The sequence below is a fragment of the Devosia ginsengisoli genome, from assembly GCF_007859655.1.
In the GTDB taxonomy this organism is placed as follows: Bacteria; Pseudomonadota; Alphaproteobacteria; order Rhizobiales; family Devosiaceae; genus Devosia; species Devosia ginsengisoli.
The window spans coordinates 4,225,920-4,244,358 of the sequence record NZ_CP042304.1; the positions used below are offsets into that span (position 1 = coordinate 4,225,920).

Annotated in this window: 15 protein-coding genes and 1 pseudogene; 5 read left to right on the plus strand and 11 right to left on the minus strand. The window is 64.4% G+C overall.

Annotated features, from left to right (window positions below; all coding sequences use genetic code 11):
- Positions 1-7 precede the first annotated feature (7 nt).
- Positions 8-1,162: a Gfo/Idh/MocA family protein gene (locus FPZ08_RS20600; RefSeq protein ID WP_146292424.1), complete on the minus strand. Its 1,155-nt coding sequence runs from the start codon at positions 1,160-1,162 to the stop codon at positions 8-10.
- A gap of 374 nt (positions 1,163-1,536) precedes the next feature.
- On the opposite strand from FPZ08_RS20600, the gene FPZ08_RS20605 reads away from it, so the two are divergent.
- The 4 genes and pseudogenes from FPZ08_RS20605 to FPZ08_RS20620 all read left to right on the plus strand — a co-directional run bounded on the left by FPZ08_RS20605 (position 1,537) and on the right by FPZ08_RS20620 (position 5,691).
- Complete coding sequence (locus tag FPZ08_RS20605) at positions 1,537-2,016, plus strand: hypothetical protein (protein WP_146292426.1); 480 nt, start codon at positions 1,537-1,539, stop codon at positions 2,014-2,016.
- Positions 2,017-2,244: 228 nt separating this feature from the next.
- Positions 2,245-3,426 (plus strand): MFS transporter, encoded by a 1,182-nt coding sequence (locus tag FPZ08_RS20610; protein WP_246132744.1) that lies wholly within the window; start codon positions 2,245-2,247, stop codon positions 3,424-3,426.
- Positions 3,426-4,857, plus strand: a pseudogene (locus FPZ08_RS20615) (M81 family metallopeptidase). Before FPZ08_RS20610 ends, FPZ08_RS20615 begins: the two are co-directional and overlap by 1 nt.
- Before the next feature lie 54 nt (positions 4,858-4,911).
- Positions 4,912-5,691: an SDR family oxidoreductase gene (locus FPZ08_RS20620; protein WP_146292428.1), complete on the plus strand. Its 780-nt coding sequence runs from the start codon at positions 4,912-4,914 to the stop codon at positions 5,689-5,691.
- A 61-nt stretch (positions 5,692-5,752) separates the two neighbouring features.
- Here FPZ08_RS20620 and FPZ08_RS20625 read toward each other — a convergent pair whose 3' ends face one another.
- The 8 genes from FPZ08_RS20625 to FPZ08_RS23085 form a co-directional block, all read right to left on the minus strand.
- Positions 5,753-7,057 carry a TRAP transporter large permease gene (locus FPZ08_RS20625; RefSeq protein ID WP_146292430.1) on the minus strand — a complete coding sequence of 435 codons (1,305 nt, stop codon included), beginning with the start codon at positions 7,055-7,057 and terminating at the stop codon, positions 5,753-5,755.
- Positions 7,054-7,551, minus strand: a complete 498-nt coding sequence (locus FPZ08_RS20630; RefSeq protein ID WP_146292432.1) for a TRAP transporter small permease — start codon at positions 7,549-7,551, stop codon at positions 7,054-7,056. The genes FPZ08_RS20625 and FPZ08_RS20630 overlap by 4 nt, the downstream gene beginning before the upstream one ends.
- A 71-nt stretch (positions 7,552-7,622) precedes the next feature.
- The gene (locus FPZ08_RS20635; RefSeq protein WP_146292434.1) at positions 7,623-8,744 is read right to left on the minus strand and encodes a C4-dicarboxylate TRAP transporter substrate-binding protein; all 1,122 of its coding nucleotides are present in this window, start codon (positions 8,742-8,744) and stop codon (positions 7,623-7,625) included.
- Positions 8,745-8,824: 80 nt separating this feature from the next.
- Positions 8,825-9,703: an amidohydrolase family protein gene (locus FPZ08_RS20640; RefSeq protein WP_146292436.1), complete on the minus strand. Its 879-nt coding sequence runs from the start codon at positions 9,701-9,703 to the stop codon at positions 8,825-8,827.
- Positions 9,703-10,194 carry a MarR family winged helix-turn-helix transcriptional regulator gene (locus FPZ08_RS20645; protein ID WP_146292438.1) on the minus strand — a complete coding sequence of 164 codons (492 nt, stop codon included), beginning with the start codon at positions 10,192-10,194 and terminating at the stop codon, positions 9,703-9,705. Before FPZ08_RS20645 ends, FPZ08_RS20640 begins: the two co-directional genes overlap by 1 nt.
- Positions 10,195-10,662: 468 nt before the next feature.
- The gene (locus tag FPZ08_RS20650; protein WP_146292442.1) at positions 10,663-12,261 is read right to left on the minus strand and encodes an acyl-CoA dehydrogenase family protein; all 1,599 of its coding nucleotides are present in this window, start codon (positions 12,259-12,261) and stop codon (positions 10,663-10,665) included.
- Entirely contained in the window at positions 12,258-12,926 is a 669-nt protein-coding gene (locus FPZ08_RS20655) for an SDR family oxidoreductase (protein ID WP_425457556.1), read from the minus strand. The genes FPZ08_RS20650 and FPZ08_RS20655 overlap by 4 nt, the downstream gene beginning before the upstream one ends.
- Positions 12,845-14,869, minus strand: coding sequence for a feruloyl-CoA synthase (locus FPZ08_RS23085; protein ID WP_425457557.1), 2,025 nt, complete (start codon positions 14,867-14,869; stop codon positions 12,845-12,847). The genes FPZ08_RS20655 and FPZ08_RS23085 overlap by 82 nt, the downstream gene beginning before the upstream one ends.
- Before the next feature lie 94 nt (positions 14,870-14,963).
- On the opposite strand from FPZ08_RS23085, the gene FPZ08_RS20665 reads away from it, so the two are divergent.
- Positions 14,964-15,749, plus strand: coding sequence for a crotonase/enoyl-CoA hydratase family protein (locus FPZ08_RS20665; protein WP_146292449.1), 786 nt, complete (start codon positions 14,964-14,966; stop codon positions 15,747-15,749).
- Positions 15,750-16,067: 318 nt separating this feature from the next.
- Here FPZ08_RS20665 and ligM read toward each other — a convergent pair whose 3' ends face one another.
- Positions 16,068-17,480, minus strand: a complete 1,413-nt coding sequence (gene ligM, locus FPZ08_RS20670) for a vanillate/3-O-methylgallate O-demethylase (protein ID WP_146292450.1) — start codon at positions 17,478-17,480, stop codon at positions 16,068-16,070.
- A 165-nt stretch (positions 17,481-17,645) separates the two neighbouring features.
- Positions 17,646-18,380, minus strand: a complete 735-nt coding sequence (locus FPZ08_RS20675) for a GntR family transcriptional regulator (RefSeq protein WP_146292451.1) — start codon at positions 18,378-18,380, stop codon at positions 17,646-17,648.
- Positions 18,381-18,439 lie beyond the last annotated feature (59 nt).

Consider the following 18,439-nt stretch of genomic DNA (forward strand, 5'->3'; position numbering starts at 1 on the left):
TCTCTCCTCAGTTCGCTCGGCCCAGGGCAGCATCGAATTGCTGCCAGATCGGGGCCATGTCGATAACGGAGCGGGTCCGCATCGCCTGGTCCATGGTCAGGGCCAGCAGCCCCGCCTCCAGCGCATCGGTAACCGATACCGGCAGCGCCGCGCCCTCGATCATGTGCTTGAGGATATCCTCGGCCATCTGCTCGTCGGCGCCGTAATGCTGGCTCAGCCCGCCGGTCTTGTAGGTGGCGTCGATCAGCCGCTCGGAGGTGCGGCTGTCGGTGACGCGGAAGAAATTGCGGATGAAGTCGCCTTCGGCCATGCCCTGCGCCCCCATTACGGCAAAGCGCCGGAAGTCGTCGGGCACGTTGAGATTGGTGTGGAAGCTCAGCGCCGCGCCGTTTTCGTACTGCACCATGGCGGTCTGGAAATCGATGATGTCGCCATCGCTGTCGAACACCTTGTCGCTGCCCATCCAGCCGCTCGGCTTGCGGTGATAGACTTCCATGTCGTTGATGCCGGATGCAGCAGGGGCGTTCTTGGGCACGAAGGTGCGCCGCCCGCCAAAGCTCGACACATAGCGCGGCCGGCACCCCATGACCCCGTTATAGAGGTCGAGGTCGTGGCAGCACTTTTCCAGCATGAAACTGCCCGAATAGCGCTCGTAGCGGCGCCAGTCGCGCATGAAGAAGGCGCCGTGATAGGGCGGAATATGCTCTGACGCCTCGATGGCGGTGATGTCGCCCAGCAGGCCCTCGGCCTGGGCCTTGCGCAGGTCGACATAGAGCGGCGCATAGCGCAGCACCAGGCCCACCATCAGGTTGTCCGAGCCGTATTGGGCGATGAGCTTTGCCAGCTCCATGGTCTCTTCGACCGTGGTCACCACAGGCTTTTCTGTGAAGATTTTCATGCCGCGATCGAGCCCGATGCGGATGTGCTCGAGATGCAGATGGTTGGGCGAACCCACCATCAGCAGGTCGAGCTCTTCATTGTCGAGCAGCGCGTCGAGCGAGTCATATTGCTTGCCGACGGAAATGCCGTGTTCGGTGGCATAGGGCAGGCCGGCCGGGGCCGGATCGACATAGCCGGCAATGGCAAAATCGGACCGGGCGGCGGAAAAGACCCGCGCCAGATAGCCCAAACGATAGCCGAGGCCGATAATGCCTACCCGCATAGATTTCCTACCCTGTAAGACCGCCAATCTCTTTCGGATCGGTCGGGAATTCTGTAAACGATTTTCAAGATTAGGATCGTTCCGAAAGTAATGTCAACACGAATTCGTCACACATTCAATACCAATTTAAGCCACCCCCGCGATTTGTGCAAAATCACGCCATTCTGCCGAATTTCCGGGCGTTTATATCGAGTTCATTGAATCTTCCGATGTGGACAAGCGCCGATAAAACGGGCAGCATGACGAAATTGGTATTCATCTGGCTTCTAATCCACGCTTTCACGCTGATGACATCAATGAAAATTTGGAACACAAATACGGCCCTATGAGCGGGGACGCGGAGTCGCCGCCGGATCGGAACCACGAGAGCTTTCATGAGCAGCATCAATCCCTTCCCCAACGATCCCGACCGGGGCGCCATCTGGACCATGCTGGTGGAGCGCGACATTGCCGCCTTCGTCGCCGCCGACTGGAGCATGGTCGATGGCGATTTCATCAGGGAGGGCTTCCTGGGCATCAATGGCGGAAAATCCGGCAATCCCGATGACTGGCGCATCAGCTTCCCCACCCTGGAAGCCTATCGCGACGACTGGATCCGCCAGGCGCAGGAGAGCCAGAAGCTCGACTATGCCGAGGACGTGCTCGAGGGCATCCACCGCGCCACCAGCCTCACCGAAATCGAGATCAACGGCGACATTGCCATCGCCCACAAGAAGTTCGACGGCTCCATCGCCCTCAGCGACGGCGGCAAGGACACCCTCAACTGGCAGACCCTCTATTTCCTGCGCAAGGTCGCCGGCACCTGGAAACTAACCGGCTTCGCCGGCTACCTGCCCTATCCGATGGGGCAGTAGGGTTTGGCGCCGATGGGCCCGCTACCACTGTGTCACCCCGGCCTTGAGCCGGGGCCCATCCTGAGGTCTGGCCACAGCCGCAAGGTGGTCATGACAGCAACCTTGCAGCAGGACACACATCTCAGGATGGATCCCGGCTCAAGGCCGGGATGACACCGCGTATGAGGCGCGGACAGTGGCAAAGGCAGGCCGCTGCCGACGAAAACCTACAGTGAATGAGAACGACATATGCTCTCCCCCCAACGCCTCACCATGCTGGTCTTCTTCCTGCAGCCGATTGCCTTCGGCTCCTGGCTGCCGCGCATCCCCGATGTGCAACAGGCCCTGGGCCTGGGCCCACAAGGCCTCGCTATCGCCTTGCTCGGCCTGCCCTGCGGCACCTTGCTGACGCTGCCCTTTGCCGGCCCACTGGTCGGCAAGATCGGTCCGCGCATGGCGATCCTGGCGGGCTTCGTGCTCTATTCCATCGCCGCTAGCCTGCCGGCCTTTGCCATGAACCCGGTCATGCTGTTCATCGCCCTGATGCTGGCGGGCTCCACCATTTCCTTCGTGGAACTCGGCCTCAACGTGCAGGCCGATGCGGTGGAAAAAGCCACCGGCTCCGTCATCATGACCACGTCGCACGGCTTCTGGTCGGTCGGCATCATGGTCGGCAGCCTGATCGGCTCCGGCCTCGCTGCCCTTGGGCTGGAAGCGAAATGGGCGATTCTGCTGGTCGCCCTCATCGTGCTGCCTGTGGCGCTGATCGTGTCCAACGCCCTGCCGGTCTTCGCACCGGAAGCACCCAAAAGCGAGCACCAGCGCTCGGTCTGGGCCTTTCCAAGCTGGGCCCTGCTCGGCATATGCTTCTTCGTCTTCGGCATTACCATGACCGAGGGCGCCATGGCCGACTGGTCGGCGATTTTCCTGCGTGACGCGCTGGGCGCCGAAAGCGGCATTGTCGGGCTGGGCTATTCGGTCTTCGCCATGATGGTGGCGGCCGGTCGCTTTGGCGGCGATACGCTCAAGAAGCGCTTCGGCGCGGTCAATACGGCCCGCATCTGCGGCGTGCTGGCTGTGGCCGGCGCAGCCATCCTCTTCATTGCGCCCAATACGCCCTCGGCCCTGTTCGGCTTTGCCATTATCGGCCTCGGCGTCTCTGTCGGCTTCCCGCTCGCCGTCACGGCCGCGGCCAGCCTCACCGATCGCACCGCCTCGGCCAATGTGGCCATTCTCAGCTTCGTCGCCCTGCTGGGCTTTCTCGTCGGCCCGCCGGTCATCGGCTTCGTCGCCGAACATTTCGACATGCGGCTGGGCATTGCCTGCCTCGTGCCGGTCCTGCTTGTCAGCCTGCTGCTCACTGGGCGGCTGGCGACGAAAAAGCCTGCCCCAACAGCCAATCCTGAAGCCGAAGTTCCCGGAGTGCTCTGATGCGCATCGCCGTTGCCGGGCTGCATACCGAATGCAGCACCTATAATCCCGTCCTCGCCCGCGAAGCCGATTTCCGCGTGCTGCGCGGCCCCGCCATGCTCAAGGACGCTTATTTCGACTTCCTGACCCATTTCCCGGCCGAGTTCATCACCGTGCTCCACGCCCGCGCCATTGCCGGCGGCCCGGTCGAGCGCGGTATCTACGAGCGCTGGAAGGCGGAAATCCTCGATGGCATCAAGGCCGCCCTGCCGCTCGATGGCGTCTACCTCGCCATGCATGGCGCCATGTTCGTGGAAAACATGTTCGACGCCGAAGGCGACTTCATCGCCGCGGTCCGTGCCGTGGTCGGCCCCGATGTGCTGATCGCCGCCAGCTATGACCTGCACGGCAATATCAGCCAGGCCATTGTCGACAATCTCGATATCTTCTCCACCTACCGCACCGCCCCCCCATATCGACGTGCCCGATACGATGCGCCGCGCCGTCACCATGCTGGTGCGGGCCTTGCGCACCGGGCAGAAGCCCGTCCTGGCCTGGGCCCCCGTACCCGTCCTGCTACCGGGCGAACGCACCTGCACCCAGGACGAGCCGGCGCGCAGTTTCTACTCCCAGTTGCAGGCAGTCGAAGACCCGACCGGCATCTGGGATGCCTCCTTCCAGGTCGGCTATGTCTGGGCCGACGAACCCCGCGCCACCGCCTGTGCCGTCGTCACCGGCACCGACCGCACGGCCATGGAGGCCGCCGCCCACCACCTGGCGCAGGATTACTGGGATATCCGCGAAGGTTTCGTCTTCGGCACCAAAGTCGGCTCGATCGAGGAATGCGTCGCCTGGGCCATGGCATCAGGCACCGGCCCGGCCGTCCTGGCGGAATCGGGCGACAACCCCACTGGCGGCGGCGTCGGCGACCGCGCCGAAGTGCTGGCCGAACTCATCGCGCGCAACGCGCAGGGCGTGGTCTTTGCCGGCATCGCCGACCGCGCCGCCACCGACGCCGCCTATGCCGCCGGCATCAGCAAATCACTCGCCCTCCACATCGGCGCCAGCCTCGACACATCGAGCAAGCCGGTCGAGGCGGAAGCCGAGGTGCTCTTCCTGCTCGAAACCGACAATGCCCTGCTGCGCGAAGCCGTGGTGCGCATCGGCGGCATCGACCTGGTGCTGACCGCCCGCCGTCGCCCCTTCCACAATATGGTGGATTTCGCCCGCCTCGGCCTCGATCCGCGCAAAGCCAGAATCGTCGTGGTCAAGTCAGGCTATCTCTCGCCCGATCTCGGCCCCATCGCCAATCCCAGCCTCATGGCCCTGTCGCCGGGCGTGGTGGACCAGTTCGTCGAGCGGCTTGAGCGCCGGCATAAATCCGTGCCGCAATACCCGTTCGACACCGATTTTGCCTTCACCCCCCAGGTGCTCTGGTCAAAACGCGCGTAACCTAATCGCACCCCGATGCGTTCCGGCAGGGACGACAATCATCGGGAGCATGCAATGGAATTCCCAGGCAAGGTGGCGCTGGTGACCGGCGCCGGTTCGGGCATCGGCAAGGCGACGGCTCTGCGGCTGGCCGCGGGCGGCGCCCGCGTCGTGGTGCTCAGCCGCACCGCCGACGAAATCGAAGCCACCCGCGACCAGATTGTCGGCTCCGGCGGTGCCGCTCTGGCGGTCACGGCCGATGTGTCCGACGCCAGCGAAATGCAGACCGCCATCGAGCGCACCATCGCCGCTTATAACCGGCTCGACATCGTCGTGGCCAATGCCGGCATCAACGGCATGTGGGCGCCCATCGACGAGCTGACCCCGGACGAGTGGGACCAGACCATGCATGTCAACCTGCGCGGCACCTATCTCACGCTGCATTTCGCCGTGCCCCATCTCAGGCACGAGGGCGGCGCCGTGGTCATCGTCTCCTCGATCAACGGCAATCGCACCTTCACCACGGCCGGCGCCACCGCCTATTCAGCCACCAAGGCCGCCCAACTCGCCATGACCAAGCAACTGGCGTTGGAACTGGGCAAGCACCGCATTCGCGTCAACGCCGTCTGCCCCGGCGCCATCGACACCGAAATCTGGGACAATACCGACAAGCGCAACGTCGAATCCGTGGCCATTCCCGTCAAATGGCCCGAGGGACAGATCCCCATAACCGGCGGCAAGCCCGGCCGCCCCGAAGATGTGGCCGACGTCATCGCCTTCCTCGCCTCCGACGCCGCCCGCCACGTCACCGGCGTGCCGGTCTATATCGACGGCGGCCAGTCGCTGCTGCGCTAGTCCCAGTAGCCCTCATGGTGAGCCCGTCGAACCACGAGGGCGTGGCACAAAGCCTCCGCCCCTACCGCAGCATATTCGGCAGGAAGAGCACGATATCGGGGAAGGTCACGATGGCCGTCACCACCACCAGGTCGGCCAGCAGGAACAATGTGACGCCCTTGAACACATCGGTCAGCGAGGCATATTCGCCGGCCACGTTTCGGATGACGAAGACATTCATGCCCAATGGCGGCGTGATCATGCCGATTTCCAGCAGCTTCACCAGGAACACGCCGAACCAGACCATGTTGATATTCTGCGCGTCGAGCACCGGCATCAGCACCGGCAGGGTCACCAGCATGGCGCCGAACGGCTCCATGAACATGCCCAGGATCAGGTAGATCACCACGATGACGAACATCAGTTCGAAATAGTTGAGCTCGAACCCCTGTACCGCGCCGCTGATCAGTCCGGCCACCCCGCTGAGCCCGAGGAAGCGCGTGAACATCACCGCGCCGACGCCGATGATGAACAGCGACGCACAGGTGCCCAGCGTTTCAAGGATCGACTGGCGCAGCACATGCCAGTTCAGCCTTCCGGTAATGGCCACGAGCCCGATGGCCCCCGCCGCGCCCACAGCCCCCGCTTCGGTGGCCGTGAACAGCCCCGAGAACAGCCCGCCGAATACCAGCGCGATGAGCACCAGGATCGGCCATACCGCCAGCATGACCTTGCGCCCATCGAGATCGTCGATCCCCACCGCTCGCGCCGGAATGATGTCCTTGCGCAGCCAGGCGACCAGCATGATGACCACGATATAGCTGGCGGCGGTGAGCAGCCCCACCGAAACCCCGCCCATGAACACGCTGGTGACAGACGTCTCGGCAAAGACGCCATAGATAATCATCAGGATCGATGGTGGGATCAGCGCCCCGATCGTGCCGCCGGCGGCCAGCGCCCCGGTAGCGAAGCTCGGCTTGTAGCCGGCCCGCACCATTTCGGGGATGGCGATACGCCCCAGCGAGGCCGCGGTGGCCAGACTCGATCCGCAGACCGAGGCAAAGCCCGAACAGGCCACGATGGCGGCAATACCCAGCCCGCCCGGCACCTTGCGCAGCCCCAGCTTGGCTGCATCGAACAGCCCCGATGTGAGCCCGCCATGATAGGCGATGAACCCCATCAGCAGGAACATCGGCACCGCCGACAGCGTCCAGCTCGCGATGAATTCATAAGGCGTATTGGCCAGCACGCCGATAGCGGGCGCCAGCCCCAGCATGGCCCATACGCCGACAAAGGCGATGGCCATCATGGCGATGGCGATCGGCACCTGCAGCGCCAGCAGCACGAACAGGAAGGCGAGGCCGGCAAGGCCCAGTGTCAGGTTCATTTCGCTGTTCCTTGCTTGGGCATCAGGCCCCGATAGAGCGTCACCACGGCCGCCAGCCCGAAGCCGACCGGCAGCACGAAATAGCTGGGCCAGACCGGGATGGCGACGCTGAGCGAAATGACGAAGCTGCGGGCGGAAAATTCGCGCATCGCCACCAGCCACGTCGTGTAGGTGAGCATCGCATAGACGCCGGCGGTCACCAGGGCCACGAAGATTTCGTTGATGCGGCCCACGCGGCCCTTCATCAGAAAGGCAAAGATTTCGATCGAGATCATGTCGCCGCGCCGCTCCGCCCAGGCGATGGGCAGGAAGGCGATGAGGATCATGTAATAATAGGACACGATCTCCACCGTCGCCGGAACCGGCGCATGGCTGAACTGCCGCATGATGACATAGGCGGTGATATGCACCAGCATGGCCACCACGCCGATGGCGCCCACCAGCGCCAGGCCGTCGCTTATCCGGACGACGAGCCGGTCGAGACTCTCGCGCATCGTTTCAACTCCACGCAGTCGGATGGGGAGGAAGGCCCGCGGGCAGGGTCAGCACCCCGCGGGCCCGTGGCTCAGAGGCCGTAGGTGGACCAGTCCACCTTGTCCCAGACTTCCGTCTGCACCGCGGCGGCGATGGCATCGACATCGCCATTGGCGGCGTCGGTAATGCCCGTCCACTTTTCGACCAGCGCCTGGAAGCGGGCGATCTTGTCGGCCGCGCCGGTCACCCCGAGCTGGCTTTCCGCCACCGTCACCGCATCGGCGACATCGCTGAAGCGGAACTCGTTGGTGGCGTCGAGCAGGTCCTGGTCGGGCTGGATGATTTCGATACCGGCATCGAGCGCAGCCTGTCGGGCGGCAGCCGCCCGGTCATAGCCCCAGCTCTGGGTGAACAGCGCACTGGACCGGTTGGCGGCCCGGGCAAAGTCGGCCCGCAATTCCGGCGTCAGCTCGGCCCAGGTCCCGCTGGCCACGGTGAAGTTGGACGTGGTGTGATAGGTGCCGAGCGGCACGTCGATAATGTATTTGGCCACATCCACCAGGCGATAAGAGATCAGGTCCGACACCGAAGCCATGGTGCCGTCGAGCACGCCCTGCGACATGGATTCGAATGTGTCGCTGACCGGCACCTGCGCCGGCGCCGCGCCGAGCGCCTCGGCCCAGCGGGCATAGGGCGTGCCGCCCGAGCGCAGCCGCAGCCCCTGCAGGTCGGCCAGCGACTGGACCGGCTTGGTGGTCAGCAGCACATAGATGTCGGACGAACCGGCGCCGACGAACACGCCGCCCATGGCCTTGAACTCGGCCTGGCATTCTTCGCAGGTCACGACATATTCGGTCACCGCCGCGCCCATGGCATGGGGCGTGGTGGCGAGGAAGGCCAGATCGGCCGTCAGCACCGTATTGGGCAGGTCGCCGGCGGCGAAGAGCGGCAGCACATTGCCCACTTCGGCCAGCGAGGATTGCAGAGCCTGCTTGACGGCGACGATGCCGACCACTTCGGGGCCGATCATCAGGCCCGTCAGCTCGCCATCGGTCTCCTCGGGCAGGAATTCCATGAAACTGTTATACATCGGGTCCGTCGCCGGATGGGCCGGCGGCGCTCCCGAGGCGAGGCGCAATTCGCGCGCCTCCGCGGTGCCGGCGGCAAGCGCCGCCAGCGACGCAACTGCAAGCAGTCTGGTCAGGTTATTCATCTGTGTCCTCCCGCGGCCGGGTGTCCGGCCGCACTCTCTTGGTTTCTAGTCTCGAGCCGCTTTTCCGCGGTCTTCTTGGGTTAGAATCCGAGCAGGCGGCGTGCGTTCTCCTTGAGGATCAACGGACGAACCTCCGGCTTTATGTCGAGTTTCTCGAAATCGGCGAGCCAGCGATCGGGCAGGATGGCGGGCCAGTCCGAACCGAACAGCATGCGGTTCTTGAGCAGGCTGTTGGCGTATTTGATCAGGATCGGCGGGAAGTATTTCGGCGACCAGCCGCTGAGGTCGATGTAGACATTGGGCTTGTGCGTGGCGACGGCCAAAGCCTCCTCCTGCCAGGGAAAGGAGGGGTGGGCCATGATGATCTTGAGATCGGGAAAGTCCGCCGCCACGTCGTCGATACACATCGGATTGGAATATTTGAGCCGCAGCCCGTAGCCGCCGCGCATGCCCGCGCCGACGCCCGTCTGGCCGGTATGGAACAGGGCCGGCAGGCCGGCCTCCTGGATGACCTCGTAGAGCGGATAGGCCGCGCGATCATTGGGATAAAAGGCTTGGTAGGTGGGGTGGAACTTGAAGCCCCGCACACCGAAATCGCTGATCAGCCGGCGCGCCTCGCGCACCCCCATCTTGCCCTTGGCCGGATCGATGGAGGCGAAGGGTATGAGCACATCGGAATGCTCGGCCGCCAGCGTGGCAATCTCTTCGTTATTGTAGCGGCGATGGCCTGTGGCCGCCTCCGCATCGACATGGAAGATCACCGCAGCGATGCGGCGCTGCCGATAGTATTCGGCCGTTTCCGGAATGGTCGGCGGAGCTTTGAAGGGCGAGTGGAAATACTGCGCCATGGCCTGCTGCAGATCATCATAGCCGTCATCGGCATGCATGCCGCAGGCTTCCTCGGCATGCGTGTGGAAGTCGATCGCCACCATGTCGTCGAGGTTGAGCGGCCCAGCCATCACTTGACCTCCGGCCAGCCGGCAATCTTGCGCGACAGGGCAATGAGCTGGGCATGCTCCGCGTCATCGAGCATCGAGAGCGCTTCCCGGTCCGAGCGGTACATCTTCTCCGCCGTGGCATCGATCTGCTTCTTGCCGGCCTCGGTCACGCTGAGCACCACCGAGCGGCGGTCGTCATGCGGAATGTGCCGGGCGATCAGGCCCCGATCCTCCAGCGCCCGCACCAGCTTGGTCATGTTGGACCACTTGATCTTGAGCACGTCGGCCAGCACGCCCTGCCGGATACCCGGATTTTCCGACAAAGCCAGCAGCACGGTGAATTCGGAAATCCGGATTTCGCTCTCGCCGAACACGGTGAAGAAGCGCTCGAAGGCGGAGAGCTGGGCAATGCGCAGCACGAAGCCGCCCGATTTCTCGAGCTCGCCCAGCGAGACGGCGGCTTTTCCGCCCACGCCTTCCACGTCCTCTTCGTCGAGCTTACGGACCGCCATCACTTCACTTCTCCAGGTTTCTCGGATGCCGGCGTCCCGGCACGGGCAGCGACAGTTACGACGACAGGACCGGCCAGAACCAGCCCGCCCGGTGCCGCAGATATCGCCCTATGGCGCCATCGCGGCATGATGCTGCGGAAATCTGCCCCTCGTCGGCCCCGCGCTCCGGTGTCCCCCAACCCCGGCTTTCATGCGTCCCGACATTGTTCATTTTCAAATTATTCTGAAATAAACAATCTGCCGTCAAGGGGGAAATCGATGCCATGCCCGGAAATCCGGCTGCCTATATCGACCTTCTCCGTGCATCCGGTGCGTGGACACCCCCACTCTTGATCCCTCCCCACAAGGGGGAGGGAGACGATGAACGCTGGCATTTGAGCTGGCGCCTCCCTCCCCTTGATGGGGAGGGATTGAGGGTGGGGTGACGGGAGCCACAGAAGTGCAAAATGAACATCCGGAAATCCGGGCTTAGGCGCAGCGCGCCGCATGCATTGCATAGCGCGCCACCTGCATCCGCAGCGCTTCTACCGCCCCGATGCGAAAAGCCATCACGCCCGACACCGCCGCCCAGCCGGCGCGCATATAGCTGTCGGCGCGATAAAGACCCGCCTCGGCATCACCCCGCATCACCATCATCCGCCCGCTCAACGCCTCGAACCCGTCGAGCAAGGCGCCCACCACCTCGGCCTCGTCGGTTCGCGCATCGGCAATCTCGCCCCGTGCCCGCCGCAGGAACATCGCCAGTCCGCGCCCCTCGTCGCGCCACAGCCGGCGGGTCAGAAAATCCACCCCCTGCATGCCGGTCGTGCCCTCATAGATGGCCATGACGCGGGCATCGCGCAGATATTGCTCCAGCGGATAATCGCGCGTGTAGCCGGCTCCGCCCAGCACCTGCATGGCAGCATGGGCCGCATCGAAACCCGTCTCGGCTCCAAAGGTCTTGATCAGCGGCAGCATCCAGCTGGCGAAATCGCCCAGCGCCGCATCGCCCTCCAGCCGCGCCAGGTCCATGACAGTCGCCAATTCCAGCACGGCGGCGCGCAAAATTTCGGTGCCGGACCTTATATCGTGCAATTGCCTGATCACATCCGCATGGCCGCCAATGGTCGGCGGCGCCATGTCCGGCCGTCCGCCCTGCCGGCGCTGCCCGGCATAATCCTCGGCAATGTCGGCCGCCCCCGAGGCAATCCCCAGCCCTTGGCAGCCGGTATGCAGCCGCATCGGTTCGATCATGGCGAATAGTTGCGACAGGCCGCGTCCTTCCGCGCCCAGCAACACCCCCTTCGCCCCGCGAAAGCGCATGGCGCAGGTCGGCGAGCCATGCAGTCCCAGCTTCTCCTCGATGCGCTCCACCGTCACCCCATTGGGCGCGCCATCCATATGGTCGGGCACCAGGAACAGGCTCAGCCCGCTCCTCCCCGGCTGGTCATTGCTGCGCGCCAGCAGGCAATGGCCGATGCGCCCGGCCATGTCGTGATCGCCAAAGGAAATCCAGATTTTCTGCCCGCTGATCAGCCACTGCCCATCGCGCAGCTCCGCCCTGGTGCGGATGCGCCCGATATCCGAACCCGCCTCCGGTTCGGAAATGCAGATCGTCGCCGCCCATTCGCCCGCAACCAGCTTCGGCCCCCATTCCGCGGCCGTATCCGCATCGGCAGCCTCGGCCAGCAGATGAATAGCCCCGCGCGTCGCTCCCGCCGCCATCATCAGCGCCATGCAGCCACGATCGAATAGCGGCCCGCACGCCGCCTGCAGCGTCAGCGGAATATCCTGCCCGCCAAATGCCGCCGGCGCATCGATCCCCAGCCAGCCCGCTTCGGCATATTGCCGAAAACCCTCGGCAAAACCCGGCGGCAGCTTCACCCGCCCATCCACTATCCTCGCACCCACCCGGTCGCCCACCGGATTGAGCGGCGCCAGCACGCTCTCGGCAAATCCGGCCGCTGCTTCGAGCATGGTGGCCACGATCACATCGTCGCAATCGGGCCGCAGCGCCTGGATGCGCCGCCAGCCCGGCGTCAGCGCCAGCGTGGCAAGCGTACGCTGGGCCTGCTCGGCAAAGCTCATTTCGGCTGCATGCGAATGGCGCCGTCGAGCCGGATGACTTCGCCGTTGATATACTGGTTCTCGATGATGAAACGCACCGCATCGGCGAATTCGGCGGGGTCGCCGAGCCGGGCAGGGTAGGGGATGGCCGCCGCCAGGCTCTCCTGCGCTTCCTGCGGCAGGTTCTCCAGCAAGGGCGTCATGAAAATGCCGGGCGCCACCGTATTGACGCGTATGCCGAAGCGGGCAAATTCCCGCGCCGCCGGCAGCGCCATGGAGACAATGCCGCCCTTGGAGGCAGCATAGGCCGCCTGTCCGATCTGCCCCTCGAACGCCGCCACCGATGCCGTATTGACGATGACGCCGCGCGCCCCGTCCTCGCGCTCGCCCAGCCCCGCCATGCGCTCGCCCGCCAGCCGCAGCATATTGAACGTGCCCACCAGGTTGACCCGGATGACCGTCTCGAAATCCCCCAGCGGCATGGTCCCGGCTCTGCCGAGAATCCGCCCGGCTACGCCGATGCCCGCGCAATTGACCAGGATGCGCAGCCCGTCCCCCGCCACATTGGCCACGTCAAGCGCTGCCGCGACATCGCTTTCGCTGGTCACGTCGCCCACCAGTGCCACCGCGCCGATCTCGCCGGCCACGGCCTCGGCCGCGTCCCGGTTGCGGTCGAACACATGCACCGCCGCACCCTGCCGTGCCAGCAGCCGCGCCGTGGCCGCGCCAAGCCCCGAACCGCCCCCCCGTCACCACTGCGCTCGCACCAGCGATCTTCATGCCGCAATCCCCCGTCCACCTGGATCACGCCCGGCCCGCCGGCGTAAAGCGCCTCGACCAGCGCACCGCGCTGCGCCAGCACGGCCCGCTGGTTGATCGAGCCCTTGTCGGTCACCTCGCCCTTTTCGAACCGCAGCGGCTCATCCATCACCAGCACCCGCCTGATCCGCGTCGCCGATCCACTCGCGGCCCGCTGATGCGCCGCCAGCCGCTCGGCCAAAGCCGCGCGCACCTTGCCATGTCCCAGCACCTCGGCGTCGCTGAGGTCCGGCTCACCCACCAACTCGCGCAGAGCCGGCATGAAGGGCACCACCAGCGCCCCCAGCTCCGCTCGGTTCTCCCCGGTAATGACCGCATCGCGGATCAACCCGCCGAATTGGTTCACCACCTGCGCCCGCAACACGCCCACCGCCACCCAGGTCCCGGTATCGAGCTTGAAATTCTCGGCCGTGCGGCCATCGAAATAAAAGCCTGCGCGCGGATCGCCCGGCCTGGCGAATTTCACCGCATCCCCGATCCGATAGAACCCTTCCTCGTCGAAAGCCTCCGCCGTCAGCTTGGGATTTCTCCAATAGCCCGGCGTGACATTGGGCCCCTTGAGCCGCAGCTCATATTTGCCGTCGATAGGCACCAGCTTCACCACGACCCCTTGCGATGGAATGCCGATATTGCCCGGCCCATCCTGCGGCTCGGTGCAATAGAGGGCAAAGGGGCCTGTTTCGGTGGAACCCAGGCCCGTAGTCAGGGGCACACGCTCGCCCAGGGTCTGTTCGGACAGTTCCACCAGCGCGTCCCAGCTATGCTGCGCCAGCCCCGCGCCGGCATACATCAGCATGTTGAGCCGGGAGAAGAAGGTGCGCCGCAACTGCTCGTCCTCGCGCATAACTCCAACGAGCATTTCGAAGCCGGCGGGCACGTTGAAATACCAGGTCGGCGCAATCTCGCGCAGATTGGCGATGGTCTGGCCGATCAGCGCCGGGCTGGGCTTGCCGCGGTCGATGTAATAGCTGCCGCCATGATAGATTGTCAGGTTGAACACCTTGTTCCCGCTCGCCGTATGGTTCCACGGCGCCCAGTCGACCACCACAGGCGGCTCGTCGCGCATGAAGGCATAGCAATCGGCGATCATTTCCTGGTTGGAACACAGCATACGCTGCGTCTGGATCACCGCCTTGGGCGCCCCCGTCGTGCCCGAAGTGAACAGGAATTTGGCCACGGTGTCCGGGCCGGTCGCGGCAAATGCGTCATCCACTGCCGCGGTTGGTTCGGTGGCGACGATGGTTTCGAACGTGTGCGTATTGCCCCGACCGGCCGGCAGATTGCGCTGCGCCGCCAGCGGCATATCCGCGCCGAACACGGCATCGACCGCCGGCGCGAAAGCGGTGCCGTCATCGGCAAACACCATGCCCGGCACGATCTGCCCGGCAATCTCGCGCAGCTTGGCAAAGCCCGAAGTGGCGCTGGCATAGGCCGGCGCAATGGCCGCCGAAGGCACGCCGACATGCTGCGCGCCCAGCGCCATCAGCGCATGTTCGATGGAATTTTCCGACAGGATCACCAGCGGCTTTTCCGCCGAAAGCCCCGCCGCCAGCAGGAAGGTGCCGATGCGGCGCACACGGTCGAGCGCCTCGGCATAAGTCACCTTGCGCCAGGGGCCGATGCCTTGGCGGTCGGCCATCCAGACACGATCGGGCGCCACCTGCGCCCAATGGATCAGCCGTTCATTGAGCCGCCGCGGGTAAGGGCCTAGTGGGTCTTCGCGCCAGATGATGAATTCGCCATTCGCCCGCTCCTCCCATGCGAGCTTTGGTGACCACAACCTGACGCTGCGTGCAGCCCTTTCGGCCATGACCTTCCCCCTCCCGGTCAGTCTCTCCAAATTTGTTTACAAGGAAACTATCTACCTGTAAACGATCAAGCAATGCTTTCCGGGGGAACTGCCGATGGCTGCCGAGACGAGCCCATTCGTGACCTATGAGCTCAAGGGCGCGGTGGCCCATATCGGGCTCAACCGCCCTGAAAAGCGCAATGCCATGAACGACCGTTTCGTCGATATGCTGGCCGGTGCCATTGCCCGCGCCGAAAACGAGGCCAAGGCCGCCGTTCTCTTCGGCCATGGCGACCATTTCTGTGCCGGCCTCGATCTCGCCGAGCATGTCGAAAAAACCCCCTTCGAAGGCGTGCGCGGCTCGCGCCGCTGGCATGCGGTCACGGCAGGCATGCAGCATGGCACCATTCCCTGGGTCTCGGCTTTGCATGGCGGCGTCATCGGCGGCGGCATGGAACTGGCGGCAGCCACCCATATCCGCGTCTCCGACCGCTCGGCCTTCTTCGCTTTGCCCGAAGGCCAGCGCGGCATCTTTGTCGGCGGCGGCGGCTCGGTCCGCATCGCCCGCCTGCTCGGCGTGGCCCGCATGAGCGACATGATGCTGACCGGCCGCGTCATTTCCCCTGATGAAGCTGAGCGCTGGAACCTCGTGCAATATGTGGTCGAGACCGGCGTGGCGCGCGACAAGGCGCATGCCCTGGCCGCGATCATGGCCACCAATGCCGAAATCTCCAACTACGCCATCATCAACGCTCTGCCCCGCATCCAGGACATGGCCAAGGAAGACGGCCTCTTCGTCGAATCCTTCATCGCCTCCTTCACGGCGACAAGCCCGGAGGCGGAGGAAAGACTGCGCGCCTTCCTCGACAAGCGCGTGGCGCGGATCAAGCCGCCGGAATAGCAGACGGTTCCCTAAACCACCCAAACTACCGGCTCCTGCCCACCCTCCCCCTTGAGGGGAGGGTAGCGCAGCTAGGCCGCCAGGCCGTAGCGTAGCTAGGGAGGGGGTCCTTCAGCGCCCCAACAAACCCACCCCCTCCCAGCTTTGCCAAGGCCCTTCGGGCCAGGCGACGCCACCCTCCCCTCAAGGGGGAGGGTGAGCACCGTATCATTCGGAATAAACGTCGCCCCAGCCACCGCGCAGGCTTCCCTCCCCCTTGTGGGGAGGGAATGAGGGTGGGGGTGAGTCACAAGAACCGGATTACCTGCTGGAGAAGAACTACCGCTTCTTGCTGCGCCAGCTATCCGCATAGTTCTCGCGCGCCTCAGCCGCATAGGGCGTCGGCGACACCCGCACGCGGATTTCCGCCTGCTTGTGCCGCTCGGTCGACGTCTTCTTCGTGCCACCATCGGGCTCGCCCCAGACCAGCGTCAGCACGTCGCCCACATTGATATCGGCATCCACCACGCCCAGCGAAAGCACGCAGCGCTCATTGTAGGAATAGCCGTTGAACATCGACATGCCGACCATTTTGCCGTCGCGCAGCACCATGTCGGCGCTGGTCGAGGCATAATTGGGCTGCGGGAAGTCGATCCATTTATAGTGGTCCTCGCCCGGCCGGAAGGCCGAGGCGATGACATCGACCACGTCCTCGGCATTCCACTCGAAGGTCACCTTCTTGCGGTTGGTCTGGCCCTTCATCTTCTCGAGCGCGGCCTTGCCGACGAAGTCGTCCTTCTTCCAGCCGATATAGAAGTCGTAGCCCAGCTCGAACGGGTTGACGTAATAGTCCTCGATATTGTCGGAGACGAAGCTGCCGCCGATGGCGCCGATGGATTCATAGGCGTCGGTCGCGAGCCAGTCGCGATACTCCGCCAGCATGCCGTCACCGGTATAGATGCCGGGCAGCGGCGAGGGGATCCAGCCCGATTCCAGCGTATTGGTGGAATAGGCCCGGCTGCCGCAGCGCACCAGGTCCACATTGGCGGCGCGCGCCGCTTCGAGGATGCAGTTGAGGATGTAGCTCTTGTCCTCGTAGGGGCCCCAGATTTCCAGCCCCGGCGCGCCCGACATGCCGTGGCGCAGCGCCCGCACCTTCTTCGACCCCACATTGATGAAATCGGTGTGGAAGAACTTGATGTCGGGCACCGGCCCGCCATGCATCTTCTCGAAGATCTTCGGCGCTTCCGGCCCCTGGATCTGGTAGCGGTAATGCGTGCGCAGCACCCGCTCGCCCTCGGGCCGCGAAGTGGAACGCGGGTCATGCTTGACGCGGATGTTCCACTTGCCATTGGCCGCGCAGAACATCAGCCAGTTCGATGTCGGCGCGCGGCCCACCAGCACGAACTTGTCTTCCCGCTCGCGGAAGATGATGTGGTCACCGATAATGTGGCCATTGGGCGTCACCGGCACGAAATGCTTGGCGCGATTCAGGTCGAAATTGGCGAAGGAATTGATGCCGTGATGCGACAGGAACTTTTCCGCATCCGGGCCTTCCACGGTCAGCTCGTCCATATGGTGCGACTGGTCGAACAGCACCGCCGAATGGCGCCAGGCGGCCTGCTCTGTGCGCCAGTTGCTGAATTCGGGCGTCACCACCGGGTATACATACATCCCGATCTGCGAATTGCGCAGCCGGCCCACAATATCCGGATTTTCTCTTAAAATATCGCCAAGACTGGATTGCGCCATCGCACCACCCTCCCATATTCTTGCTATTGATGTATACATCATGCGCCGAAGCCCGCTGCGAATGCAAGAGCGTTTCGGGCCGTGACGCAGGAAGGTGGGGCGTGCTCCTTCCCTTCTCCCCTTGAGGGAGAGGGTAGGCAGGAGCCGATGGCGTTGGCGTGCCCCCTAATGCCGGATCAGCGCCAGCCCCGGAATCTTCCGCAGCAATTCCGGATCCTGGCTGAAGATATATTCCAGATTCCCCCGCGCCGTGCGGGCATGTTCGCGGGCGATGAATTCAGCCCGCGTCCCCTCGCGCGCCGCGATGGCGTTGAGCATGGCATGGTGCTGTTCCTGCGCCGTGCGCAGCGAACGGCGGAAGGCGGCAATGTCCATCTTGTTGGGCAGGAAGGCCGAGGGTGAGGCGAAGGGCAAAGCTGTCGCCCGCTCCACCTCGCGCCGCACGATCTCGCTGCCCGACAGCCCGGCCAGCTCGAAATGAAACGTCGCATTGAGGTCGGCATAGGCGTCGAAATCCACATCGTCCTCATGCGGCCCGAAACAGCCATCGAGCTGGGTGACCACGGCTTCGATCCGCGCCAGCGCCTCGGGCGCCACGCCGCGCTCCGCCGCCAGCCGCGCCGCCGTGCCCTCCATCACCCCACGCAATTCGATGGCGTCGACCACATCGGCAAAGCCGAAGCGGCGCACCACGAAGCCGCCATTGGGCAGCCGGTCCAGCAACCCTTCCTCGGCCAGCCGCGACAGCGCCTCGCGCACCGGTGTCCGCGAGATTTGCAGCGCCTCGGCCAGCGACACTTCGAACAGCCGCATGCCACCCGGCAATTCACCATTGATGATCTTTTCGCGCAATTCGATGACGGCGCGGCGGCCATGGGTGGCGACTTCACTGCTCTTCATGGGGCGTTCCCTGTTCCGCCCCATCCTATAGCATCGCCCCGCCACCGCACAAAAGCGCT

Coding starts and splice junctions, on each gene's coding strand:
- FPZ08_RS20600 (WP_146292424.1), bottom strand. CDS start 1,162: ATGCGGGTAGGCATTATCGGCCTCGGCTATCGTTTGGGCTATCTGGCG.
- FPZ08_RS20605 (WP_146292426.1), top strand. CDS start 1,537: ATGAGCAGCATCAATCCCTTCCCCAACGATCCCGACCGGGGCGCCATC.
- FPZ08_RS20610 (WP_246132744.1), top strand. CDS start 2,245: ATGCTCTCCCCCCAACGCCTCACCATGCTGGTCTTCTTCCTGCAGCCG.
- FPZ08_RS20620 (WP_146292428.1), top strand. CDS start 4,912: ATGGAATTCCCAGGCAAGGTGGCGCTGGTGACCGGCGCCGGTTCGGGC.
- FPZ08_RS20625 (WP_146292430.1), bottom strand. CDS start 7,057: ATGAACCTGACACTGGGCCTTGCCGGCCTCGCCTTCCTGTTCGTGCTG.
- FPZ08_RS20630 (WP_146292432.1), bottom strand. CDS start 7,551: ATGCGCGAGAGTCTCGACCGGCTCGTCGTCCGGATAAGCGACGGCCTG.
- FPZ08_RS20635 (WP_146292434.1), bottom strand. CDS start 8,744: ATGAATAACCTGACCAGACTGCTTGCAGTTGCGTCGCTGGCGGCGCTT.
- FPZ08_RS20640 (WP_146292436.1), bottom strand. CDS start 9,703: ATGGCTGGGCCGCTCAACCTCGACGACATGGTGGCGATCGACTTCCAC.
- FPZ08_RS20645 (WP_146292438.1), bottom strand. CDS start 10,194: ATGGCGGTCCGTAAGCTCGACGAAGAGGACGTGGAAGGCGTGGGCGGA.
- FPZ08_RS20650 (WP_146292442.1), bottom strand. CDS start 12,261: ATGAGCTTTGCCGAGCAGGCCCAGCGTACGCTTGCCACGCTGGCGCTG.
- FPZ08_RS23085 (WP_425457557.1), bottom strand. CDS start 14,869: ATGGCCGAAAGGGCTGCACGCAGCGTCAGGTTGTGGTCACCAAAGCTC.
- FPZ08_RS20665 (WP_146292449.1), top strand. CDS start 14,964: ATGGCTGCCGAGACGAGCCCATTCGTGACCTATGAGCTCAAGGGCGCG.
- ligM (WP_146292450.1), bottom strand. CDS start 17,480: ATGGCGCAATCCAGTCTTGGCGATATTTTAAGAGAAAATCCGGATATT.
- FPZ08_RS20675 (WP_146292451.1), bottom strand. CDS start 18,380: ATGAAGAGCAGTGAAGTCGCCACCCATGGCCGCCGCGCCGTCATCGAA.